Source organism: Streptomyces sp. MH60 (genome assembly GCF_002939385.1).
Classification (GTDB): domain Bacteria; phylum Actinomycetota; class Actinomycetes; order Streptomycetales; family Streptomycetaceae; genus Streptomyces.
This window is the reverse complement of record NZ_MULI01000022.1, coordinates 19,830-41,751: the sequence shown is the minus strand read 5'-3', so window position 1 is coordinate 41,751 and position 21,922 is coordinate 19,830. Positions and strand designations below refer to the sequence as shown.

The following is a 21,922-nucleotide window of genomic DNA, read 5'->3' as shown; positions in this document are numbered from 1 at the left end:
CCTCTTCTTCGTCATGTTCGTGGCGAACTACATGGACCGCGTCAACCTGGGCTTCGCCCAGGACGAACTCCGCGCCGACGTGGGCCTGTCGGCCGCCGCGTTCGGACTCGGCGCCGGAATCTTCTTCATCGCGTACGCCATCTTCGAGGTCCCCTCCAACGTGCTGATGGAGCGGTTCGGGCCCAAGGTGTGGCTCACCCGCATCATGATCAGCTGGGGCGTCGTCGCCACCGCGATGGCCTTCGTCGACAGCGTGGAGATGTTCTACGCCCTGCGTTTCCTGCTCGGCGTCGCCGAGGCCGGCTTCTTCCCGGCCGTCATCTACTACTTCAGCCGCTGGCTCCCCGACTCCCACCGGGGCCGGGCCACCTCGATCTTCCTGATGGGTTCCGGCACCGCCACCGTCATCGTCGGCCCCGTCTCGGGCGCGCTGATGGAGATGCACGGGATCTGGGGCCACGCGGGCTGGCAGTGGATGTTCTTCATCGAGGGCGTCTTCTCCGTCGTCCTCGGCTTCGTCGTCTACCGCTTCCTCGACTCGGGCGTCGAGCAGGCGACCTGGCTGACCGACGAGGAGAAGGCCGGCCTGGTCGCGGCCATCGACGCCGAGCAGGCGGAACGGGACGCGCGGCGCGGTGGGAAGGCGGCCAAGGTCTCCCGCTGGAAACTGCTCGCCGACCCCCAGATGCTGCTCTTCCTCTGGATCTACTTCGCGATCAACGTCGCCCTGTACGCGGTGACCTTCTGGCTGCCGTCGATCGTGGACGACATCGGCGGCGTGAGCGACTTCCAGGTGGGGCTGCTGACCGCCGTGCCGTGGCTGTGCGCGCTGGTCGCCCTGTTCGTCAGCGGCCGTGTCTCCGACCGCATCGGCAAGCGCCGGCCCGTGCTGGTGGTCCTGCTCCTGCTCGGCGGCAGCGGCACCCTGCTGGCCGTGTTCGTCTCGCCCTGGGTCGGGCTCGGCGCGCTGTGCCTGGCCGCGATGGGCTTCAAACCGGCCTCCCCGGTCTTCTGGACCATCCCGCAGAGCTACCTCGACGCCCGCGCCGCGGCCCCCGGCATCGCGCTGATCAACTCCATCGGCAACCTCGGCGGGTTCGTCGCCCCCACCGCCTTCGGCATCATCGAGGACACGACCGGCTCGACCAAGGGCGGCCTGGTCGGTCTCACCGTCGTCGGCTTCCTGGCCGCGCTGAGCGTGCTGCTGGTGCGCGGCGGCGGACGCAACGACCGGGTCCGCACCCGGCCGGCCAGGGCGGCGGCGGCCCCGGCCCCGGAGACCGGTGCGGGCGCCGCCCGGACCGCGCACCCGGGACCGGCCACGGCCTGACGCCACGCGGCCGGCACCGTCGCACTGTCGGTGGCTTGGTGCACACTGGCGGGGTCCGCACCATGCCAGGGAGCGCACCGTGACAGCGTCCACCGTGTCCACCGACGTGCCCGACGCGACCGACGTGCCCGTCATGCCGGCCGACGAGAGAACGCACCGGCACGTCCCGCCCGAGGGATCGCACCGCCACCCCCAGGTCGATCCCCTCGCCGGTCTGCGCACACCGCAGGGCCCGCCCTGGGACGTGTACCTGACCGGCACCGTCTTCCTCGACGTGATCTTCACCGGGCTCGACTCCGCCCCGGTGCGCGGGACCGAGTCCTGGGCGCGGGGGATGGGGTCGAGCCCGGGCGGCATCGCCAACATGGCGACCGCCCTGGCCCGCCTCGGCCTGCGCACCTCGCTGGCCGCCGCGTTCGGCGACGACCACTACGGCGACTACTGCTGGGACGCCCTGTCCCGGGGCGAGGGCATCGACCTGACCCCCTCGCGCACCGTGCCCGGCTGGCACTCGCCGGTGACGGTCTCCATGGCGTACGAGGGGGAGCGCACGATGGTCTCGCACGGCCACGAGCCGCCGCCCGAGGAACCGTCCCCCGACTGCCCGCCCCGCGCCCGCGCCGCCGTCGCCTCCCTCACGCCCGGCGTCAGCGCCCCCTGGATCGCCCAGGCCGCGGCGCGCGGCACCCGGGTCTTCGCCGACGTCGGCTGGGACGACACCGGCGCCTGGGACCTGGCCGCGCTGCCCGACCTGGCGCACTGCGAGGCGTTCCTGCCCAACGCGGAGGAGGCCATGCGGTACACCGGCGCCACCTGCCCCCGCGCCGCCGCGCACGCCCTGACCGAGCACGTGCCGCTCGCCGTGGTGACCCTCGGCGCGGACGGCGCCTACGCGGTGGACCGGCGCACGGGGGAGAGCGCCGAGGTCCCGGCCATCGAGGTCGAGGCCCTGGACCCGACCGGCGCCGGGGACGTGTTCGTCGCCGGGTTCGTCACCGGCACCCTGGCCGGCTGGCCGCTCGCCGACCGCCTGGCCTTCGCCGGGCTGACCGCCGCCCTCTCCGTCCAGGAGTTCGGCGGCTCGCTGTCGGCGCCGGGCTGGTGCGAGATCGCCACCTGGTGGCGCAAGGTCCAGTCCCTGGAGGACCAGGACCCGGCGGCCCTCAGCCGCTACGCCTTCCTGACCGGCCTCGTCTCGGACGACCTGGTGACACCCGCACCGTGGCCCCTGCGCCGCGCCGTCCCGACCATCGGCTTCCGCCCCCCGACCCCCTGACGCCCGCGCTCAGAACCCGAGGCGTCGCAGTTGCTTCGGGTCGCGCTGCCAGTCCTTGGCGACCTTGACGTGCAGGTCCAGGAAGACCGGCGTGCCGAGGAGGGCCTCGATCTGTTTGCGGGACTTGATGCCGACGTCCTTCAGGCGCTTGCCCTTGGGGCCGATGATGATGCCCTTCTGGCTGGGGCGCTCGATGTAGACGTTGGCGTGGATGTCCAGGAGCGGCTTGTCCGCGGGGCGGTCCTCGCGCGGGAGCATCTCCTCGACCACCACCGCGATGGAGTGCGGCAGCTCGTCCCGCACGCCCTCCAGCGCCGCCTCCCGGATCAGCTCGGCGACCATGACCTGCTCCGGCTCGTCGGTCAGGTCGCCCTCGGGGTAGAGCGCCGGGCCCTCGGGCAGCAGCGGGGTGAGGAGGTCGGCGAGCAGGTCCACCTGCTGGTTCGCCGTGGCGGACACCGGGACGATCTCCGCCCAGGTGATCCCCAGCTCCTTGCCCAGCTGGTCGACCGCGATCAGCTGCTCGGCCAGTGTCTTGGAGTCCACCAGGTCGGTCTTGGTGACGATCGCGACCTTCGGGGTCTTCCTGATCCCGGCCAGCTCCTTGGCGATGAAACGGTCGCCGGGGCCCAGCTTCTCGTTCGCCGGCAGGCAGAAGCCGATCACGTCCACCTCGGCCCACGTGGTGCGCACCACGTCGTTCAGCCGCTCGCCCAGCAGCGTGCGCGGCTTGTGCAGCCCCGGGGTGTCCACCAGGATCAGCTGGGCGTCCTCGCGGTGCACGATGCCCCGCACCGTGTGCCGGGTGGTCTGGGGGCGGTTCGAGGTGATCGCCACCTTCTGCCCGACCAGAGCGTTCGTGAGGGTGGACTTGCCCGCGTTGGGACGGCCCACGAAGCAGGCGAAGCCGGCCCGGTGAACAGCCTCGGCCGGTTCTTCGGATGACTGGGTACGAACGCTCATGGCGCCCATTGTCCCTGATCCCCGGAGCCCCGCCGTACCACGGTCGCCCGCCGGGCCCGCGAGCGTCAGCCCGCGCTCACCGTGGCCCGTACCGTCCCGTCGGGCGAGGCCACCAGCACCGGGGTCCGGGGCCCGCCCAGGTCCCGCACCGCCGCCCGGTCCTCCTCCGACGCCGACCCGGACTCGGTCACCACGGCCGCCGCCTCCAGCGACTTCGCGCCGGACGCCACCGCCATCGCCACCGCCGTACGCAGCGCGCTGAGCCTGAGGGAGTCCAGGGCGACCGTACCGGCGACGTAGGTGCGGCCGGTCTCGTCGCGGACGGCCGCGCCCTCGGGCACGCCGTTGCGGGCGCGGGCCGAGCGGGCCAGGGTGACGATCTTGCGGTCCTCGGGGTCGAGGTCGGGAGTCTCGGTCATGGGGTGAGCATACGGAGCCCCGCCGGACACCCGCCCGCTCACCCCGTCACCGCCCGCTCACCCCGTCACCGGCCACTTCACCCCGCCACCGGGTACATCGCCCCGCGCCGGCCCTCGGGCGAGGCCAGCCACTCCAGCTTCGCCGCGGTGTTCGCCTCGTCCAGCGGCGTGTGCAGCACGATCGTCAGATCCGGCCGCGCGGGCACCTGGAGCGCCGTCGACTCCAGGCTCAGCAGACCGACCAGCGGATGGTCCAGCTCCTTGCGGATCTGCCCCGCGGCCTCGATGTCCCGTTCCTCCCACAGCGCGGCGAACTCGGCACTGGCCTCCTTCAGGTCCGCCAGCACCTGCTGGAAACCCTCGTCGTCCGGGTTGGCCGCGCAGGTGGCGCGGAACTGGGCGACGACCGCGCGCGCGTTGCGCTCCCAGCTGCGGGCGCGGGACCGGTACAGCGGGTCGGTGAAGTAGTCGATGATGCAGTTCCACGTCGTTTCGGGCCGCATGCCCAGCACCGTCGCCGCCGCGTCGTTGTACATCACGCAGTTGTAGTACCGGTCCATGATGTGCGCCGGATACGGCATCCACGTGTCGATCAGCCGCCGCAGCCCCTCGCACATGTCCCGCTTCGCCGGCTCCACCTCCGCGGCGGGCGGGTTCAGCCCGGCCAGCACGTACAGGTGGCGGCGCTCGGCGTTGCCGAGCCGGAGCACCCGGCCGACCGCGTCCAGGACCTGCGCGGAGACGGAGATGTCGCGGCCCTGCTCCAGCCACTGGTACCAGGACGCGCCCACCCCGGCCAGCACGGCCACCTCCTCGCGGCGCAGCCCCGGCGTCCGGCGCCGCGCCCCGCCGTCCGGCAGACCGACCTCCGCCGGGGACACCCGTGCCCGGCGGCTCATCAGGAACTCCCGCAGCTCGGCGCGGCGCCGGTCCCGGCCCGCGGTCCCGGTCCTCGTGATCACATCCGGCACGTACGTACTCCCCCCGGTAGCCAACCCGCCGGTGCCTGGTGGTGGCACCACCAGAACAATCGGCGTCTCCCCACCACTATTCCGGGGGCGCGAGGCTCATGTCCATGGCGATCGACACCACCCCGACTTCCACCCCGGCCCCCGCGGCGGCGGAACCGTCCGCCCCGCGGCTCTCCTCCCGCGACCGGCTCGTCCTGTTCGTGCTCTGCGCGGCCCAGTTCATGGTCGCGCTCGACTTCTCCGTCCTGAACGTCGCCCTGCCCGTGCTCGGCGCGGACCTCGGCATGAGCACCTCCGCCCTGCAGTGGGCGGTCACGGCGTTCGCGCTGCCGTCCGGCGGGTTCCTGCTGCTCTTCGGCCGCATGGGCGACCTCTACGGCCGCCGCCGGCTCTTCCTCGCCGGGCTCGCGCTCTTCGGCGCCGCCTCCCTGCTGGCCACCTTCGCCTGGGACCCGGCCTCCTTCCTCGCCGGACGCGCCCTGCAGGGCCTCGGCGCGGCGGCCATCGTCCCGACCGGCATGTCCCTGCTGACCACGACCTTCCCGGAGGGCCCCGCCCGCGACCGCGCCCTCGGCATCTCCGGCACCCTGCTCTCGCTCGGCTTCACCGTCGGCATGGTGGCCGGCGGCGTCCTGACCGACCTGCTGAGCTGGCGCTCCACCATGGGCCTGCTCGCCCTGTTCGCCCTGCTCGTGCTGCCGCTGGCCCCGCGCCTGCTGCCCGAGTCGCGGACCCCCGAGCGGCCCCGCCTCGACGTGCCCGGCGCGGTCACCGTCACCGGCGGTCTGCTCTCCCTGATCTACGCCCTCACCACGGCCGCCGAGCACGGCTTCGGCCGCACCGACGTCCTCGTCACCCTCGGCGCGGGCCTGCTGCTCCTGGCCGCCTTCGTGGCCGTCGAGTCCCGCACCCCGGAGCCGCTGGTCTCGCTGCCGATGCTGCGCCGCCGCACGGTGGCGTGGGGCAACCTGGGCGGGCTGGTCACCTTCTCGATGATGTCGACGGTGATCTTCGTCCTCACCCTGTACCTCCAGGAGATCCTGCGCCTGAGCGCCTTCGAGACCGGCCTGGTCTTCGGCGTGCAGGGGGTGCTCTCGGTGGTGGCCGGTTCCTTCGCCCCGCGCGTCATCGGCCGCTTCGGCGCCCGCCGCACCCTGGCGGGCGCGCTCGCCGGGCAGGGCCTGCTGGGGCTGCCGCTGCTGGCGATGGGGGAGGGAAGCTGGTCCGTCGTCCTCGCCACCGCCGCGGTCTCGCTGGCCAGCATGTGCCACCTGGGCGCGATCATCTCCTACGGCCTGACCGTCACCTCCGGCGTCCCCGACGAGGAGCAGGGCCTGGCGACCGGCCTGGTCACCTCGACCCAGCAGGTCGGCATCACCGTAGGCATTCCGCTGCTCGGCGTGCTGGCCACCACCGCCACGGACCTGCGCTCCGGCGTCCACACGGTGCTGGTCCTGGACGCGGCGATCGTGCTGGCGGCCGCCGTCCTGGTCGCGGTGGGGCTGCGGGTGGCCCGGGCGGGCTCAGGGACGGTCGAGGCGGAGCCGGTCGGCGCGCGGTAGCCCGGCGACGACCAGGTCGTACGAGTCCTCGACGAGCTCCCGGACCACCCGGTCCGGGAGTCCGCCGTCCACCGTCACCGTGTTCCAGTGCCGCTTGTTCATGTGCCAGCCCGGGACGATCAGCTCCGGATGCTCGCGCCGCAGCAGGATCGCGTCGTCCGGGTCGCACTTGAGGTTGACGGTGAGCGGACGCCCGTCCAGCGAGGTCAGCGCGAACATCTTCCCCAGCACCTTGAAGACCGAGGTCTCCGGGTTGAAGGGGAAGTCCTCCACCGCGGCGTTGAAGGACAGACAGAGGTCGCGCAGCTCACCGGGGGTCATTCCGCCACCGTCTCCTCGGCCGGCTTCGCCGCGGCGACCGGCTCCACCAGCACCGTCACGATCTTGTTCCGGCGGCCCGCGGCGGCCTCCGCCGTCAGCCGCAGCTCCCGGCCGTCCGGAAGCTCCACGATCGAGGACGCCCCGGCGATCGGGACGCGGCCCAGCGCCTTGGCGAGCAGGCCGCCCACCGTCTCCACGTCCTCGTCGTCGTACTCGTCCAGGCCGTACAGCTCGCCCAGGTCGCCGATGTCCAGGCGCGCGGTGACCCGGAAACGGTCCTCGCCCAGCTCCTCGACCGGCGGCAGCTCCCGGTCGTACTCGTCGGTGATCTCGCCGACGATCTCCTCCAGGATGTCCTCGATGGTGACGATGCCGGCCGTGCCGCCGTACTCGTCGATGACGACGGCGACGTGGTTGCGCTCCTTCTGCATCTCGCGCAGCAGGTCGCCGGCGTTCTTGGTGTCCGGCACGAAGGACGCCGGGCGCATCGCGGTGGACACCAGGTCGCTCTCCGCGTCCCGGCTGATGTGCGTCCTGCGGACCAGGTCCTTCAGGTACACGATGCCGACGATGTCGTCCTCGCTGTCGCCGGTGACCGGTATGCGGGAGAAGCCGGAGCGCAGGGCGAGGGTGAGGGCCTGCCGGATGGTCTTGTAGCGCTCGATGACGACGAGGTCGGTGCGCGGCACCATGACCTCCCGCACCAGCGTGTCGCCCAGCTCGAACACCGAGTGCACCATGCGGCGCTCCTCGGCCTCGATCAGCGACTCCGCCTCGGCGTAGTCCACCAGCGCCCGCAGCTCCGCCTCCGAGGCGAAGGGGCCGCGGCGGAAGCCCTTGCCGGGGGTGAGCGCGTTGCCGATGAGGATCAGCAGCGACGGGATCGGGCCCATGATCCGGGCCAGCGGCAGCAGCACGTACGCCGCCGCGGTCGCCGTGTTCAGCGGGTGCTGGCGCCCGATGGTGCGCGGGGACACCCCGACGGCGACGTAGGAGAGCAGCACCATCACCGCGATGGCGATGACCAGCGCCTCGCCGGTGCCGTCGAACTCCCTGAGACAGGCGTACGTGACCAGCGCGGCGGCCGCCATCTCGCAGGCGACGCGGACCAGCAGCGCCACGTTCAGGTAGCGCGTCGGGTCGGCGGCGACCTGGGCGAGCTTCTCGCCGCCCCGGCGCCCGGACCGGACCGCCTCCTCGGCACGGAAGCTGGAGACCCGGGCGAGCGCCGCCTCCGCGCACGCGGCCAGCCAGGCGACCACCACCAGGGCGACGGCGCCGGCGACGAGCGGGAGGCTCATGAGACCGTCGGGGCCGGGGACGGGCCGGTCAGGCCCCGCTCCGCACGCCAGCCGTCCACGATCGCGGCCTGCAGACCGAACATCTCGGCCTTCTCGTCCGGCTCCTCGTGGTCGTACCCGAGCAGGTGCAGCACCCCGTGGACGGTCAGGAGCTGGAGTTCCTCGTCCATGGAGTGCTGCGTCGGCGCGTCGGTGCCCTGCTGGGCGGCGACCTCCGGGCAGAGCACGATGTCGCCGAGCAGCCCCTGCGGCGCCTCCTCCTCGTCCTTGGACGGGGGACGCAGCTCGTCCATCGGGAAGGACATCACGTCGGTGGGACCCGGCAGGTCCATCCACTGGATGTGCAGCTGCTCCATGGCGCCGGCGTCCACGACGATCACCGACAGTTCGGAGAGCGGGTGGATGCGCATCCGCGCGAGCGCGTAGCGGGCGATGTCGAGGATCGCCTGCTCGTCGACCTCGGTTCCGGACTCGTTGTTGACGTCGATCGACATGGTCGTGCTGGTCTACTTCCCCTTGGCCTTGGCACCGTTTCTCGGTGTCCGGCCGCCGTTGTGGCCGCCGTTCTCGGTGCCGTTCCTGCTGTCGTACTGCTCGTAGGCGTCGACGATACGGCCCACCAGCTTGTGCCGGACGACGTCGTGCGACGTGAGCCGGGAGAAGTGGACGTCCTCGACGCCCTCCAGGATCTCCTGCACCTGCCGCAGACCCGACTTCGTGCCGCCGGGCAGGTCGACCTGGGTCACGTCACCCGTGATCACGATCTTCGACTCGAAGCCGAGCCGGGTGAGGAACATCTTCATCTGCTCGGGGCTGGTGTTCTGGGCCTCGTCCAGGATGATGAAGGCGTCGTTCAGCGTGCGGCCGCGCATGTACGCCAGCGGCGCGACCTCGATCGTGCCCGCCGCCATCAGCCGCGGGATCGAGTCGGGGTCGAGCATGTCGTGCAGCGCGTCGTACAACGGGCGCAGATACGGGTCGATCTTCTCGTACAGCGTGCCCGGCAGGAAGCCGAGCCGCTCTCCGGCCTCGACCGCGGGGCGGGTCAGGATGATGCGGTTGACCTGCTTGGACTGCAGGGCCTGCACCGCCTTGGCCATCGCCAGGTAGGTCTTGCCGGTGCCCGCGGGGCCGATGCCGAAGACGATGGTGTGCTGGTCGATCGCGTCGACGTACCGCTTCTGGTTCAGCGTCTTGGGGCGGATCGTGCGGCCGCGCGAGGACAGGATGTTCTGCGTGAGCACCTCGGCCGGGGTCTCCTGGCCGTCGCTCTCCCCGTTCTCGCTCGCCCTGAGCATGGCGATCGAGCGTTCCACTGCGTCCTCCGTCATCGGCTGTCCGGTGCGCAGCACCAGCATCATCTCGTCGAACACGCGCTGTACGAGGGCGACCTCATGGCTGTCCCCGACGGCGCTGATCTCATTGCCCCGGACGTGGATGTCGGCCGCCGGGAAGGCCTTCTCGATCACGCGCAGGAGGGAGTCTCCGGAGCCCAGTACGGTCACCATGGGGTGCTGGGCGGGGACGCTGATCTGTGCTCTCGCCTGCCCCTGTGCGGGGGCGTGGCCTGAGGGTGTCTGAGTCATGGGCCGGCGCTCTAGGCCTGCTCGTCCTCCTCTGCGGCGTGCGCCGCGTGACGGGTGTGTCTGCTGACTCCAGCGTACGACTCCCCGCCGACAGCACCGAGGGGTTTATCCGACCGGTGTCCGCCGCTGCCCGGCGAGCAGCTCCCGGAACCAGCCGTAGGACGCCTTGGGGGTGCGCGCGAGCGTCGTGAAGTCCACGTGGACCAGTCCGAAGCGGCGGGCGTACCCCTCGGCCCACTCGAAGTTGTCCAGGAGCGACCACACGAAGTAACCGCGCACGTCCACACCCGCCTCGACCGCCCGGTGCAGGGCGCGCAGGTGCCCGTCGAGGTAGGCGATGCGGTCCCGGTCGTCGAGGCCCTCGTAGGAGCAGCCGTTCTCCGTGATCACGACCGGCGGCAGACGGTCGCCGTAGCGGTCGCGGAAGCCGGTGAGCAGCTCCGTCAGCCCCTCCGGGACCACGGGCCAGCCGAAGTCCGTCTGCGGTCTGCCTTCGATCTCGCGTACCGAGAAGGGCAGTTCGGCCGGGAGCGTCACCCCGCCGAACTCGATCTCCGCGCCCTGCGGGGCGCCCACCCGGGTCGGCGCGTAGTAGTTCACGCCGTACCAGTCCAGCGGCTCGGCGATGATCTCCAGGTCGGCCCCGACCCTCTCGGCGGAACCGGGCATGAGGTCGCCGATGCCCTGCGGGTACCGCCCGGTCAGGAGCGGGTCGGCGAACATCCGGTTCAGCAGGAGGTCGTAGAACTCCGCCGCCTCCCGGTCGGCCGGGTCGTCCGAGGCGGGCCAGGTCGGTCCGTGCGAGTTGGCGATCCCGACGTCCGTGGCGCCGGACGCGCGCAGGGCCCGTACGGCCAGGCCGTGGGCGAGGAGCTGGTGGTGGGCGGCCGGGAGGGCGTCGAACAGCAGTTCGCGGCCGGGGGCGTGGACGCCCAGGGCATGACCGAGCAGGGTGTGCTCGGCGGGCTCGTTGAGGGTGATCCACTTGCCGACCCGGTCGCCGAGGCGCCCCGCGACGGCCGACACGTACTGCGCGAACCGGGCGGCCGTGTCCCGCTCCAGCCAGTCCAGGCCCGCCGGCAGGTCCCAGTGGAAGAGCGTCGGCACCGGCCGCACGCCCGCCGCGCACAGCTCGTCCACCAGGCGGTCGTAGAAGTCGAGGCCGCCGGGGGAGTCCACCCGGGGCCAGGAGACCGAGAAGCGGTACGCGTCCACGCCGAGGTCCGCGAGCAGGGCGACGTCCTCGCGGTAGCGGTGGTAGTGGTCGCAGGCCACCGCCGCCGTCGAGCCGTCCTTCACCCGGCCGGGTTCCGCCGTGAAGGCGTCCCACACGGACGGCCCCCGCAGCCCGGCCGCGCCCTCGATCTGGTGCGCGGACGTGGACACGCCCCACAGGAAGCCGTCCGGGAACCGCGGCATCGCGTCAGTCGCCATGCGCGGATCATCCGTACCGCCGGTAAGGGAAGTCAACGCCCGTGCACGGCGACCGACTTACGCACCCTCCTTCAGCACCCGCGAGATCAGCCTGCGCTGCTCGTCGGTGAGCCGGGGATCGGCGGCGTACACCGTCCTCCCGTCCACGGTGAGCTGGTAGCTGAACCCGTCCGGCACGCCGACCGGCGGGGTGTTCCGGCCGTCGGCGACCGCCCGCTCGGCCAGGGCGTGCCACTCGTCCGCGTCGGGGCGTCCCGCGGTCTCGACCTCCGCGTGGCGTTCGATGCCCGCGAAGCCTCCTGTGCGCCTCACCTGAATCCGCATGGACCCGTGTCTAGTACGGAACTACGGCGTCCGCACCCCGACCCGCTCCCAGGCCTTGCGGACCGCCTCCAGCTCGTCCGCGTCGCCGTAGCGCTCCCGGGCGGCCTTGAGCGTCAGCGTCGCGAAGTCCGCGAACAGCGCGTCCTCGGCCAGCTCGCCGCCGGTCAGCACGTCGTACCAGATCTGCCCGGCCCGCTCCCAGGCGTGCCCGCCGAGGGCGGTGGCGAGGAGGTAGAAGGCGTGGTTGGGGATGCCGGAGTTGATGTGCACGCCGCCGTTGTCGCGGCCGGTGCGCACGAAGTCGTCCATCGTCGCGGGCTGCGGGTCCTTGCCGAGCACGTCGTCGTCGTAGGCCGTGCCCGGCGCCTTCATGGAGCGCAGCGCCTCGCCCGTCACGCGGGGGGCGAGCAGCCCGGCGCCGATCAGCCAGTCGGCCTCGGCGGCGGTCTGGCCCAGCGAGTACTGCTTGATGAGGGAGCCGAAGACGTCCGACACCGACTCGTTGAGGGCGCCGGGCTGGCCGTAGTAGGTCAGGTTGGCGGTGTGCTGGGTGACGCCGTGGGTCAGCTCGTGGCCGATCACGTCCAGGGCGATGGTGAAGTCGAGGAAGATCTCGCCGTCCCCGTCGCCGAAGACCATCTGCTCGCCGTTCCAGAACGCGTTGTTGTACTCGCGGTCGTAGTGCACGGTCGCGTCCAGCGGCAGGCCCTGGCCGTCGATGGAGTTGCGCCGGTAGACCTTGAGGTAGTGCTCGAAGGTGGCGCCCAGGCCCGCGTAGGCGCGGTTCACGGTGGCGTCCTGGCCGGGGTCCTCGCCCTCGCCGCGCACCTGCCGGCCCGGCAGGTCGGTGCCGTGCCGGGCGTCGTAGATCGTGCGCTGCGGCTTCTCCGGCTCGGCGCCCGCGCGCGGGGCCACGGAGGGGGCGCCGATGACCGTGGTCAGACCGCGGCGGGTGCGTTCGAGGGCGTCGCGCTGGAGGGTGCGGCGGGCCGGACCGGCGAGCACCGGGTCCGCGTTCCGGGCGAGCCGGTCGAGGACGTGGGGCGGCACGATGGTGCAGAAGACGGGCTGGAAGCCCCCGTATGTCGTCATGTCCGGCACTTTCGCACTGCGTGACCGCGCTGTCACCACCCGCGACCACGATGGGTGCAAACCGGCGCCAAGCTGCCCCCACGGCCGGGCCAGGAGTGGTATACGGCACTTTTTGTCCCGGTTGTCCCCACGGTCCCGCATACTGATACGGACCCGCGTGACCCGCGTGACTCGGCTAAGGTGCTGGGCATCATGCGATTCGGGCTGCTTCTCCTTAGCTGCCGCGGCGAGGGCCTGTAGAGGCCGACTCCCTCCCCGCGGAGCTTGGTGGTGCCGTCGGCCGTCCTTCCGGACACGCGGACGACGCGGACACCGCCGAGATCCGCGGACATCACGAGGAGCCCACGCCATCATGGCCAACCGCCAGCAGCCCAGCCCCATGCCGACCGCCAAGTACCGCGGCTACGAGCAGGTCGACATCGCCGACCGCACCTGGCCGGACCAGCGGATCACCACCGCTCCCCGCTGGCTCTCCACCGACCTGCGCGACGGCAACCAGGCCCTGATCGACCCCATGTCGCCGGTCCGCAAGCGCGCCATGTTCGACCTGCTGGTCACGATGGGCTACAAGGAGATCGAGGTCGGCTTCCCGGCCTCCGGCCAGACCGACTTCGACTTCGTGCGCTCCATCATCGAGGAGCCCGGCGCCATCCCGGACGACGTCACCATCTCCGTACTGACCCAGGCCCGCGAGGACCTGATCGAGCGCACGGTGGAGTCCCTGAAGGGCGCCAAGCGGGCCACCGTCCACCTGTACAACGCGACCGCCCCCGTCTTCCGCCGGGTCGTCTTCCGCGGCTCGCGCGAGGACATCAAGCAGATCGCGGTCGACGGCACCCGCCTGGTCATGGAGTACGCCGAGAAACTGCTGGGCCCCGAGACGGAGTTCGGCTACCAGTACAGCCCCGAGATCTTCACCGACACCGAGCTGGACTTCGCCCTGGAGGTCTGCGAGGCGGTGATGGACACCTACCAGCCCGGTCCCGGCCGCGAGATCATCCTCAACCTGCCGGCCACCGTGGAGCGTTCGACGCCGTCCACGCACGCCGACCGCTTCGAGTGGATGGGCCGCCACCTGTCCCGCCGCGAGTACGTCTGCCTGTCCGTCCACCCGCACAACGACCGCGGTACGGCGGTGGCGGCGGCCGAGCTGGCGCTGATGGCCGGCGCGGACCGCGTCGAGGGCTGCCTGTTCGGGCAGGGCGAGCGCACCGGCAACGTCGACCTGGTCACCCTGGGCATGAACCTGTTCTCCCAGGGCGTCGACCCGCAGATCGACTTCTCCGACATCGACGAGATCCGCCGCACGTGGGAGTACTGCAACCAGATGGAGGTCCACCCGCGCCACCCGTACGTGGGCGACCTGGTCTACACGTCCTTCTCCGGCTCCCACCAGGACGCCATCAAGAAGGGCTTCGACGCCATGGAGGCCGACGCGGCCGCCAAGGGCGTCACCGTCGACGACATCGAGTGGGCGGTCCCCTACCTGCCGATCGACCCCAAGGACGTCGGCCGCTCCTACGAGGCCGTCATCCGCGTCAACTCGCAGTCTGGCAAGGGCGGCATCGCCTACGTCCTGAAGAACGACCACAGCCTGGACCTGCCGCGCCGGATGCAGATCGAGTTCTCGAAGCTCATCCAGGCCAAGACCGACGCCGAGGGCGGCGAGATCACGCCGACCGCGATCTGGGACGTCTTCCAGGACGAGTACCTGCCCAACCCGGACAACCCCTGGGGCCGCATCCAGGTGGCCAACGGGCAGACCACGACCGACCGCGACGGCGTCGACACCCTCACCGTCGAGGCCACGGTCGACGGCACGGAGACCACTCTGGTCGGCACCGGCAACGGCCCGATCTCGGCGTTCTTCCACGCACTGCAGGGCGTGGGCATCGACGTACGGCTGCTGGACTACCAGGAGCACACGATGAGCGAGGGCGCCTCCGCGCAGGCCGCCTCCTACATCGAGTGCGCCATCGGCGACAAGGTGCTGTGGGGCATCGGAATCGACGCGAACACCACGCGCGCCTCGCTGAAGGCCATCGTCTCCGCCGTCAACCGCGCGGCTCGCTGACCAGCCGAATCAGCGGTTTGAGGTCCCGCCCGCCGGAAATCGGTGGGCGGGACCCCGTCATATACCGGCCATATATCTGTGATGGTCACGGAAAGGTCTCGTCCTGGGTACTGACTCCACGTCGGTGATGTGGCTAACATCACGCCAGCGCGACGATGCTGTCGCGCCGTTATGGAGGTGCGACGTGCTGCCTGGACGGGAACGAACCAGCCGAGCCGCCCGGCTGCCACGCATCCTGGGCACCCGCACCGCGTGGACGCCCGTGGGCGACGGCGAGTTCTTCTGCCCCGGCTGCGGCGGCGACCGCAACTACACGCGGCTCACCGGCCGTCGGCGCTTCACCCTGCTCGGCGTGCCCGTGCTGCCCCGCGGCGAGTCCGCGCCGACCGTCGAGTGCGCGGCCTGCCGCCGCCACTACGGCACCGACGTCCTCGACCACCCGACCACCACCCGCTTCTCCGCGATGCTCCGCGACGCCGTCCACACCGTCGCCCTCGCGGTCCTGACCGCGGGTGGCACCTGCTCCCGCACCTCGCTGGAGACCGCGACCGTCGCGGTGCGCGCGGCCGGCTTCGAGGACTGCACCGAGGACCAGCTGAACGCGCTCGTCGAGGCGCTGGAGGCGGACACCGGCCGGGTCCGCGGCGAACCCTGCGTGCCGGGCCTGGCGATAGAACTGCACGAGGCGCTGGACCCGCTGGCACCGCACCTCGCCGCCGTCGGCCGCGAGTCGATCCTGCTGCAGGGTGCCCGCATCGCCCTGGCCGACGGCCCCTACACCCCCGCCGAGCGGGACGCCCTGGCCACCGTCGGCGCGGCCCTGACCATCTGCTCCGACGACGTGACCCGCCTCCTGGAGTCCGCGGGCACGCCGTCCTAGTCCGGCGCGAGGTCCAGCCGCATGATCTGGCGGTGCATGCCCGGGCCGAAGTAGTCCGGACGCAGGCCGCCGTCGGGCTCCTCGGGGCGGAAGCCCAGGGAGCGGTAGAGGAAGATGGCGGCGAGGTTGGCGGGTTCCACGGTGAGGCGGACCAGCTGTATGCCGTCCCGGCGCAACCGGCTCAGCACCTCCCGCATCAGCTCCCGGCCCAGCCCGTGGCGGCGCCGGTCCTGGGTCACGCACAGCCCGAGTATCCAGCTGTCCGCGCCGAGCGTCCGGGTGGCGGCCAGCACGTAGCCGCGCAGCCGGCCCGTGCCGTCGTCGAGGACCAGGAAGTGCTCCTCGTACATGTCGAAGAGCTGGCGCAGCAGGAAACCGGGATAGGCGAAGTCCTGGAAGACCTCCTCGTCCAGCCGCCGCAGCTCCGGCAGGTCGGACTCCCGTGCCGTGCGCAGGTCCAGTGGCAGGTCGTCCGGTGGCAGGCCGGGGCGGGTGAGCCGGTCGTGGTGGTCGAGGGAACGTTCCAGCGGTTCGGCGGTCATGCAACCCCCTGGTCAGACTGCGTCAACTCGTGGACACCCGCCCCGCTCACGATCGAGTGACGGACTCATGTGGCGGCCGGTGTCGGCTTCTGGCTAGAGTGAGCGTCCAACTTCCCTCATGCAAGGGCGAGTTCGGGTGTGCGACCATGCGCCCGACGTGCGCCGGGCGGATGAGGATGGCGTATTCACCCACTGTTGCGTAGTGGTCGCGTCACTTACCGTGAACGGTAGTGGGGGTTTGTCCAAAATCGAATGGAACGTGGCAGGGTGACTATGGATCGCAACGCCGACGCGCCTTGGTCGAAGTTCGATCCAGAGGTGTACGTCGACAACAACTACCGGACACCCCTCGAAGTGGACCTGCTGATCGTCCGGTTGATGCGTGACTACTTCACCCGCTGCTTCGAGGGAGCCCCCGCGCGCTCCGCGCGCGGCATCGACGTCGGCGCCGGGGCGAACCTGTACCCCGCCCTGTCCATGCTGCCCTGGTGCGAGGAGCTGCTCCTGCTGGAGTACGCCCACCCGAACGTCGAATACCTGGAGAAGCAGGTCGCCCCGGCCGGGTACGACATCGCCTGGGACCCCTTCTGGGACGTGCTGCGCGAGGTTTCCGCCTACGCCGCCGTGGAGCCGAGACCGCGGGTCAGCGAGATCGTCGGCGTGGAGCGCGGCAACCTGTTCGACCTGGAGGGCGGGGACCGGCGCTGGACGCTGGGGACCATGTTCTTCGTCGCCGACTCCATGTCCGAGGCGCCCGAGGAGTTCCACCGGGGCGTGCGCTGCTTCATGAACGCGCTCGGCGAGGGAGCGCCGTTCGCCGCCGCCTTCATGAAGGAGTCCGTCGGCTACCGCGTCGGCGCACACGACTACCCGGCCTACCGGGTGAACGAGGAAACGGTCCGACTGAGCCTGGAGCCGTTCACCGCGGAGCTGGAGATCCACGATCTGCACCACTCGGTGCGGCCGGGGCACGAGGGAATGCTCCTCGCCCTGGGACGGCGCAATTCGGCGATTGCCGCCCCGTAGGAACGGGGACATGCTCAACGGGGACCATCGCAACGGGGACATGCCGAACACAGGGCAACGAGGTCTGTACGAGGGGTGCGGGGATGCAGATCAAGCCACGCCAGCACCTGCTGGACATCTGGCAGGCCATGGCCCGTCATTCGTTCGACGACGGCAAGCTCGTCCGGGGGGACACCGACGGACTGAGCAGCGTCGCGGACGCCGAACGCCTGCTGTGCCTGCTGTATCCGGCCACCGAGGTCCCCGCCTTCCGGCTCGACCAGCCGGACACCACCGAACGTGACGTCCTGCGCGCCCTCGAACGGGTCGGCAGCAGGCTGGAGATCCCGCCCAACCTGATCGCCGCGCTGACCCAGTTCATGCGCACCCACACCGGCACGGACGACAGCCCCACCTTCTCCGGCGGCCACTACTTCCGCCCCTCCGAGCCCGACGGCACGGTCAGCCACGAACAGCGCCAGCTGGGCGTGGTCGACTCCTACTCCATGTCCGTCACGCTCTGCCTGGCCACCCTCGGCTTCCTCAAGGTCTACGAGGGCACCACCACCCGGCCCGAGGTCCTGAAGGCGATCGCCGAGCTGCGGGAGGCCACCAACGCCCGGCTGACCTCCGCGATGGTCAGCCTGCTGCGGTCCTTCTCCGTGAACGTCTTCGACTCCGAGTCGGAACAGGGCAAGCGGCTGATCCAGGTCATCGGCCAGGGCGGACAGTCCGACCGGATCGTCCTCCAGCAGTTCTCCCGCCGCTTACGCCCGCTGCGCGCCACCATCATCGAGAGCCTGTCGAGAGGCATCCAGGTCGACGAGGGCATCCGCGACGAGAGCCAGCTCTTCGAGTGCGGCTGGGCCTGGGGCATCGTCAAGGACGCCCCGAAGATCACCGACCTGACCGTCGACGTCCCCGGCCAGCCCGACGGCATCGCCGACCGGCTGCCCTACGTGTACTTCACCGTCGTCGCCCTCGACGGCATCCAGGACCTGTTCTCCGACCGCACCCTCACCCTCGGCCTGCTCGACGAGGACCAGCAGAAACTCGCCGAGATGCTGCGCCTGCGCTGGGAGCTGAGCCAGCAGTACTGGTCGGCGATCGCCCGCTTCGGCGGCGAGCGCTGGCCCCTGGAGGACCTGCCCTGGCAGACCACCGGACTGCGTCTGGAGTCCGAGTACTTCTCCCTGACCGTCGCGGCCATCCTCGTCCACGACCTGGTACGACGGAAGGCGACCGACGACGACCTCACCCGCACCGTCGCCATCATGGAGCGCCTCGCCGACCGGGGCCGGGTCACCAGCCGCATGACCAAGAGGGACCCGACCCTCCGGCTGCACACCCCCGGCGTCACCATGCCGCTCGCCGGGTCCGAGCGCGCCGGCGGCCAGCTGCTGTGGCGGATGACCGACTTCTCCGCCCAGCTCCTCAAGCGGATCATCCAGCTCGCCGAACTCTCCCGGAACATCGGCGCCCAGGACCGCCTGCTCCGCCTCGCCGAGCAGTCCTTCGAGCACCTGTGGAAGCGGCGCATCGACGAGGACGAGGGCGCCGGCCTCTGGGACAACATCCAGGCCGTCTACCCCGACGCCCAGGACGCCGGACTGCGCATGTCCTGGAGCATCACCGAGCGCGTCACCGAATGCCTCGTCGCCGCCCGCATCCTGTACGAGCAGGAGCCCATCCGCAGCCCCGAACTCGCCGAACTGGCCCGGGAACTGCTCAGTGAGGCCACCCACCTGTTCGGCCGGGAGCAACTGGAGGCGTCCGCCGCCGCCGACGGAGCCAGAGCCAGGGCCATGCGGAGCATCGAGAGCCGCCTCGACCACGCCCGCAGCCTGGTCGACGAACGGCCCGCGACCGCCTTCGCGCTGGCCCTGCCCGTGCTCCAGGAACTCGACACCCTGGCCCAGGCCAGGGGCGCCGCCGCCCAGGAGGTGTGAGCGTGCTGGTCTTCGCCGCCTCCGACAAGGGAGGCACGGGACGCTCGGTGACCAGCGCCAACCTGGCCTACCAGCGCGCCCTCACCGGTGACCACGTGGCCTACGTCGACTTCGACTTCGGCTCGCCCACCGCCGCCGCCGTCTTCGACGTGCCCAGCGCCATGCGCGGCACCGAGGAGCGCGGCCTGCACTCCTACCTGGAGGGCGACACCGCGGAACCGGTCCGCATCGACGTCTGGCGGGAGACCGAGCACCCCCTGCTGCGCGCCCGGCCCAACCAGTCCGGCCGCCTGGTGCTGTTCCCCGGCGACGCGGGCGGCGGCGAGTTCGCCACCGGCGAGGAGGCCCTGGAGCGCTGCGTCGACCTGCTGCTCAAGCTCAACGGCGAGTTCGACGTCACCTTCGTCGACCTCAGCGCCGGCCGCAGCTACGCCGTCGACATGGTCCTCGACGCCACCGCCCACCCCCGGATGCGCAACGTCCCCTTCCGCTGGCTGGTCTTCCACCGCTGGACCCGCCAGCACGTGATCGCCGCCTCCGGACTGGTCCACGCCGAGCACGGCATCATCGGCGGCGGCGTCGAACGCGGCCACGACGAGGACACCCTGCGCGCCGCGATCCGCTTCGTGCGGGCCGCCGTGCCCGACCCCGAGTCGCCGCTGTGGTCCCAGGGCTCGACCGCCCAGGCCACCTGGATGCAGGCGTGCGACGAGGCACTGCGCCGGCTCGCCGCCGAACAGCGCATCGGCGACAGCGTCGTCCTCGGCATCGTGCCGCTGGAACCCATCCTCCAGTGGCAGGAGCAGCTGATCACCGAGGAGGACGTCCTCTCCACCCAGATAGCGAACAAGGAGACCCTGGAGGCGCTGGAGGAGATCGCCCGGCGCCTGACGGACGACACCCACTGGGGGCGGCTGTGACGGAGCCCGTGTTCCGCGAGACCGCCGCCGAGCCGCGCACCCAGTCCGTGCCGCTGGCCCACCTCTCCGTGGAGCTGGGCCACCTCTACATGGAGGACTTCGAGGCCGGACCCGAACGGCTGCGCGCGCACTTCGCCGAAGTACGGCCCTGGGTGGAGGCGGCCCGCGCCGCCGCCACCGCCCGGGCCGGCGGCAAACGGGCCCGGATCAGCACCTGCTTCCTCATCGACGACTACTTCACCCGCTTCTCCACCCCCGGCGAGGTCGTCCCCATGCTCCTCGCGGAGGCCGAGCGGGCCGGGCTGAGCGTCGACTACCTGGCCCGCGAGTCCGGCTGCGCCGTCACCGGCAAGGTGCCCGTCGCCGAGGCGGTCGCCGCCCGCATCGTCGAGTCGCCGCCGCCCGGCAGCTACGGCCTGCGCCCGCCCGCCGCGCAGACCGGCTGGCTCGCCAACGGCGAACGCAGCCCCGTCGCCCGCGCCCCGCAGGCCATGAAGCGTGCCGTGACCTGGCAGCCCCCGCACGAGACCGCGGCCCGCCGGCACTCCGTCTTCCTCGACGTCGAGCTGTGGAGCGACGACGCCGACGGGCAGCGCCTGTGGTCCTGCCCCTTCCTCGCCGCCGTGTGGCAGCTCGCCCGCCTCGGACTCCTGCGCAACGAGGGCGAGGCCGTCCTCGCCCCCCAGCCGCACACCGCCACCGGCTTCCCCGACAAGTGGGACGAGCTGCCCACCCTGCTGAAGCTCAACGAGCGCGCGGACCCCTTCGCCGCCTACCGCACCTGCTCCGTCCTGCCCACCCGGTTCCTCCCCGTCGAGCACGCCGTCCGGGTGATCCTCGACCAGATCGAGGTCGACCCGGGTGCACTGGCACAGGTCGCCGACCGCTCCGGGAAGGAACGCATGCCCGTCCCCGACTCGGTCGCCGACCGCATCTCCTACGTGTACTACTCGGGGCCCTGACATGGCGCCGCGGCAGAGCACCCCGCCCGCCGTCCTCGCCTGCGGCGAGATCCGCACCTGTCTGCTGCCCGCCCGGCAGGCCCTCGACATCCGTTCCGCCGCCCAGCTCCTCGGCCTGCGCGCCGACGAACGCGTCCTGCTCTCCGAGCGCCCCGGCCTCTACGCGCGTTCCCCCGAGACCCTCACCGGCGTCGACTGCCCCCTGCCCAGCGCCAACGGTGCCCGCGTCCGCGCCGTCGGCACCGTCACCGCGCACGCCGCGCTCACCGAGGGCCGCGTCCTGCAGACCTCCGCGCACTGCCGCCTGCCCGGCACCGGCCCCGACCAGCGGCGGCCCTGGGGCGAGTACCTGGTGCGGCCCGGGGTGGTCGAGCCGCTCGGCAGGCTGCCGCACGAGGCGGTCGCGCAGGGCGTCCTCGGCGGCCCGCGCCACGGCGACCTCGACGTCGGACTCATCGCCGACGGCCTGCTCACCCGGGTGCTGCGGCACCCCCTGCTCGACCAGCGCCCGCCCTTCCGCTCCCGCCCCACCCGGCTGCGCTGGGCGGCCCTGCCCGCGGCACCGGGCGAAGGTCCCTCGCTGGAACGGTTCACCCTCGCCGAGGACGAGCTGCGCACCGTGCGCCTGCGCGTGCCCGAGGGCACCACCGGCGCCGACCTGGCCGCGCTCTGCGACGACCTGGCCCTGCACGACTGGCTGCTCACCACCGTCGTCCGCATGCTCGACGGCCTCCGCCTCGGCGCCGGTGCCGCCCACGACGCCGGTGCGGTGGTGCGGACGCTGCGCCCGGCCGTCGACCACCTGCTCCACCTGTGGATGCCCGGCGCCCGGGTCGGCCGCGAACTGGCTGCGCTGTGGGACCCGTTGGAGGAACGCCCCGGCTTCACCCGGCAGTGGCAGGCCCTGGTGCAGCGCATCCGCGACCAGCTCACCCTGCACGCCATTCCCGCAGCCCACCGGGAGGTGGAACCGGCGCCCTGACCGAGCCCGCCGTCCGGCACGCGCAGACC

General features: G+C 71.7%; 21 protein-coding genes. 10 read left to right on the top strand and 11 right to left on the bottom strand.

The genetic code is table 11. The annotated features are described in order from the left end of the window. Positions 1 to 13: 13 nt before the first annotated feature. Positions 14 to 1,330, top strand: a complete 1,317-nt coding sequence (locus BZZ08_RS16400; RefSeq protein ID WP_241965490.1) for an MFS transporter — start codon at positions 14 to 16, stop codon at positions 1,328 to 1,330. A 133-nt stretch (positions 1,331 to 1,463) separates the two neighbouring features. Then, positions 1,464 to 2,606, top strand: coding sequence for a carbohydrate kinase family protein (locus BZZ08_RS16395; protein ID WP_241965489.1), 1,143 nt, complete (start codon positions 1,464 to 1,466; stop codon positions 2,604 to 2,606). 9 nt (positions 2,607 to 2,615) lie between these two features. On the opposite strand, the gene era is transcribed toward BZZ08_RS16395, so the two are convergent. The 3 genes from era to BZZ08_RS16380 all read right to left on the bottom strand — a co-directional run bounded on the left by era (position 2,616) and on the right by BZZ08_RS16380 (position 4,959). Further along, positions 2,616 to 3,569 (bottom strand): GTPase Era, encoded by a 954-nt coding sequence (gene era / locus BZZ08_RS16390; protein ID WP_059302590.1) that lies wholly within the window; start codon positions 3,567 to 3,569, stop codon positions 2,616 to 2,618. Between the two features lie 65 nt (positions 3,570 to 3,634). Continuing rightward, entirely contained in the window at positions 3,635 to 3,988 is a 354-nt protein-coding gene (locus BZZ08_RS16385; RefSeq protein WP_104632966.1) for a cytidine deaminase, read from the bottom strand. A 77-nt stretch (positions 3,989 to 4,065) separates the two neighbouring features. Continuing rightward, positions 4,066 to 4,959, bottom strand: a complete 894-nt coding sequence (locus BZZ08_RS16380) for a helix-turn-helix transcriptional regulator (RefSeq protein WP_198601514.1) — start codon at positions 4,957 to 4,959, stop codon at positions 4,066 to 4,068. A gap of 104 nt (positions 4,960 to 5,063) precedes the next feature. Here BZZ08_RS16380 and BZZ08_RS16375 point away from each other — a divergent pair, with 104 nt between their 5' ends. Then, entirely contained in the window at positions 5,064 to 6,521 is a 1,458-nt protein-coding gene (locus BZZ08_RS16375; RefSeq protein WP_198601513.1) for an MFS transporter, read from the top strand. Here the strand turns inward: BZZ08_RS16375 and BZZ08_RS16370 are convergent. The 7 genes from BZZ08_RS16370 to BZZ08_RS16340 all read right to left on the bottom strand — a co-directional run bounded on the left by BZZ08_RS16370 (position 6,483) and on the right by BZZ08_RS16340 (position 12,579). Further along, positions 6,483 to 6,842: an MmcQ/YjbR family DNA-binding protein gene (locus tag BZZ08_RS16370; protein WP_104632963.1), complete on the bottom strand. Its 360-nt coding sequence runs from the start codon at positions 6,840 to 6,842 to the stop codon at positions 6,483 to 6,485. The genes BZZ08_RS16375 and BZZ08_RS16370 overlap by 39 nt on opposite strands. After that, the gene (locus BZZ08_RS16365) at positions 6,839 to 8,143 is read right to left on the bottom strand and encodes a hemolysin family protein (protein WP_104632962.1); all 1,305 of its coding nucleotides are present in this window, start codon (positions 8,141 to 8,143) and stop codon (positions 6,839 to 6,841) included. The genes BZZ08_RS16370 and BZZ08_RS16365 overlap by 4 nt, the downstream gene beginning before the upstream one ends. Beyond that, positions 8,140 to 8,637 carry an rRNA maturation RNase YbeY gene (ybeY, locus tag BZZ08_RS16360; RefSeq protein ID WP_104632961.1) on the bottom strand — a complete coding sequence of 166 codons (498 nt, stop codon included), beginning with the start codon at positions 8,635 to 8,637 and terminating at the stop codon, positions 8,140 to 8,142. The genes BZZ08_RS16365 and ybeY overlap by 4 nt, the downstream gene beginning before the upstream one ends. A 12-nt stretch (positions 8,638 to 8,649) precedes the next feature. Next, positions 8,650 to 9,729 (bottom strand): PhoH family protein, encoded by a 1,080-nt coding sequence (locus BZZ08_RS16355; protein ID WP_104632960.1) that lies wholly within the window; start codon positions 9,727 to 9,729, stop codon positions 8,650 to 8,652. A 105-nt stretch (positions 9,730 to 9,834) separates the two neighbouring features. Next, a complete protein-coding gene (locus tag BZZ08_RS16350) occupies positions 9,835 to 11,163 on the bottom strand; it encodes a GH1 family beta-glucosidase (RefSeq protein WP_104632959.1) in 1,329 nt (442 codons plus the stop codon). 57 nt (positions 11,164 to 11,220) lie between these two features. Then, positions 11,221 to 11,487, bottom strand: coding sequence for a protealysin inhibitor emfourin (locus BZZ08_RS16345; RefSeq protein WP_104632958.1), 267 nt, complete (start codon positions 11,485 to 11,487; stop codon positions 11,221 to 11,223). A gap of 21 nt (positions 11,488 to 11,508) precedes the next feature. Next, positions 11,509 to 12,579 carry a M4 family metallopeptidase gene (locus BZZ08_RS16340; RefSeq protein ID WP_104632957.1) on the bottom strand — a complete coding sequence of 357 codons (1,071 nt, stop codon included), beginning with the start codon at positions 12,577 to 12,579 and terminating at the stop codon, positions 11,509 to 11,511. 352 nt (positions 12,580 to 12,931) lie between these two features. Here BZZ08_RS16340 and leuA point away from each other — a divergent pair, with 352 nt between their 5' ends. Both leuA and BZZ08_RS16330 read left to right on the top strand, forming a co-directional pair. After that, positions 12,932 to 14,653 (top strand): 2-isopropylmalate synthase, encoded by a 1,722-nt coding sequence (leuA, locus tag BZZ08_RS16335; protein WP_104632956.1) that lies wholly within the window; start codon positions 12,932 to 12,934, stop codon positions 14,651 to 14,653. Positions 14,654 to 14,837: 184 nt separating this feature from the next. After that, the gene (locus tag BZZ08_RS16330) at positions 14,838 to 15,533 is read left to right on the top strand and encodes a TerB family tellurite resistance protein (protein ID WP_104632955.1); all 696 of its coding nucleotides are present in this window, start codon (positions 14,838 to 14,840) and stop codon (positions 15,531 to 15,533) included. Here the strand turns inward: BZZ08_RS16330 and BZZ08_RS16325 are convergent. Continuing rightward, entirely contained in the window at positions 15,530 to 16,075 is a 546-nt protein-coding gene (locus tag BZZ08_RS16325) for a GNAT family N-acetyltransferase (protein WP_104632954.1), read from the bottom strand. The two genes, BZZ08_RS16330 and BZZ08_RS16325, sit on opposite strands and share 4 nt — an antisense overlap. 252 nt (positions 16,076 to 16,327) lie before the next feature. Here BZZ08_RS16325 and BZZ08_RS16320 point away from each other — a divergent pair, with 252 nt between their 5' ends. From BZZ08_RS16320 to BZZ08_RS16300, 5 genes are all read left to right on the top strand, one after another. Continuing rightward, complete coding sequence (locus tag BZZ08_RS16320; RefSeq protein ID WP_104632953.1) at positions 16,328 to 17,101, top strand: SCO2525 family SAM-dependent methyltransferase; 774 nt, start codon at positions 16,328 to 16,330, stop codon at positions 17,099 to 17,101. Between the two features lie 83 nt (positions 17,102 to 17,184). Next, positions 17,185 to 19,029: an SCO2524 family protein gene (locus BZZ08_RS16315; protein WP_104632952.1), complete on the top strand. Its 1,845-nt coding sequence runs from the start codon at positions 17,185 to 17,187 to the stop codon at positions 19,027 to 19,029. A gap of 2 nt (positions 19,030 to 19,031) precedes the next feature. After that, complete coding sequence (locus tag BZZ08_RS16310; RefSeq protein ID WP_104632951.1) at positions 19,032 to 19,949, top strand: SCO2523 family variant P-loop protein; 918 nt, start codon at positions 19,032 to 19,034, stop codon at positions 19,947 to 19,949. Continuing rightward, on the top strand, positions 19,946 to 20,911 hold the full coding sequence (locus BZZ08_RS16305; RefSeq protein WP_198601512.1) for an SCO2522 family protein: 966 nt from the start codon (positions 19,946 to 19,948) through the stop codon (positions 20,909 to 20,911). Before BZZ08_RS16310 ends, BZZ08_RS16305 begins: the two co-directional genes overlap by 4 nt. Position 20,912: 1 nt before the next feature. Then, complete coding sequence (locus BZZ08_RS16300) at positions 20,913 to 21,893, top strand: SCO2521 family protein (protein WP_104632950.1); 981 nt, start codon at positions 20,913 to 20,915, stop codon at positions 21,891 to 21,893. The last annotated feature ends 29 nt before the right edge of the window (positions 21,894 to 21,922 follow it).

What these genes read in the sequence shown, in the direction of transcription:
- BZZ08_RS16320 (WP_104632953.1), top strand. Translation starts at nt 16,328, where the DNA reads ATGGAACGTGGCAGGGTGACTATGGATCGCAACGCCGACGCGCCTTGG.
- BZZ08_RS16315 (WP_104632952.1), top strand. Translation starts at nt 17,185, where the DNA reads ATGCAGATCAAGCCACGCCAGCACCTGCTGGACATCTGGCAGGCCATG.
- BZZ08_RS16340 (WP_104632957.1), bottom strand. Translation starts at nt 12,579, where the DNA reads ATGACGACATACGGGGGCTTCCAGCCCGTCTTCTGCACCATCGTGCCG.
- era (WP_059302590.1), bottom strand. Translation starts at nt 3,569, where the DNA reads ATGAGCGTTCGTACCCAGTCATCCGAAGAACCGGCCGAGGCTGTTCAC.
- BZZ08_RS16325 (WP_104632954.1), bottom strand. Translation starts at nt 16,075, where the DNA reads ATGACCGCCGAACCGCTGGAACGTTCCCTCGACCACCACGACCGGCTC.
- BZZ08_RS16375 (WP_198601513.1), top strand. Translation starts at nt 5,064, where the DNA reads ATGGCGATCGACACCACCCCGACTTCCACCCCGGCCCCCGCGGCGGCG.
- BZZ08_RS16300 (WP_104632950.1), top strand. Translation starts at nt 20,913, where the DNA reads ATGGCGCCGCGGCAGAGCACCCCGCCCGCCGTCCTCGCCTGCGGCGAG.
- BZZ08_RS16400 (WP_241965490.1), top strand. Translation starts at nt 14, where the DNA reads ATGTTCGTGGCGAACTACATGGACCGCGTCAACCTGGGCTTCGCCCAG.
- BZZ08_RS16365 (WP_104632962.1), bottom strand. Translation starts at nt 8,143, where the DNA reads ATGAGCCTCCCGCTCGTCGCCGGCGCCGTCGCCCTGGTGGTGGTCGCC.
- BZZ08_RS16385 (WP_104632966.1), bottom strand. Translation starts at nt 3,988, where the DNA reads ATGACCGAGACTCCCGACCTCGACCCCGAGGACCGCAAGATCGTCACC.
- BZZ08_RS16350 (WP_104632959.1), bottom strand. Translation starts at nt 11,163, where the DNA reads ATGGCGACTGACGCGATGCCGCGGTTCCCGGACGGCTTCCTGTGGGGC.
- leuA (WP_104632956.1), top strand. Translation starts at nt 12,932, where the DNA reads ATGGCCAACCGCCAGCAGCCCAGCCCCATGCCGACCGCCAAGTACCGC.
- BZZ08_RS16345 (WP_104632958.1), bottom strand. Translation starts at nt 11,487, where the DNA reads ATGCGGATTCAGGTGAGGCGCACAGGAGGCTTCGCGGGCATCGAACGC.
- BZZ08_RS16370 (WP_104632963.1), bottom strand. Translation starts at nt 6,842, where the DNA reads ATGACCCCCGGTGAGCTGCGCGACCTCTGTCTGTCCTTCAACGCCGCG.
- BZZ08_RS16395 (WP_241965489.1), top strand. Translation starts at nt 1,464, where the DNA reads ATGCCGGCCGACGAGAGAACGCACCGGCACGTCCCGCCCGAGGGATCG.
- BZZ08_RS16355 (WP_104632960.1), bottom strand. Translation starts at nt 9,729, where the DNA reads ATGACTCAGACACCCTCAGGCCACGCCCCCGCACAGGGGCAGGCGAGA.
- ybeY (WP_104632961.1), bottom strand. Translation starts at nt 8,637, where the DNA reads ATGTCGATCGACGTCAACAACGAGTCCGGAACCGAGGTCGACGAGCAG.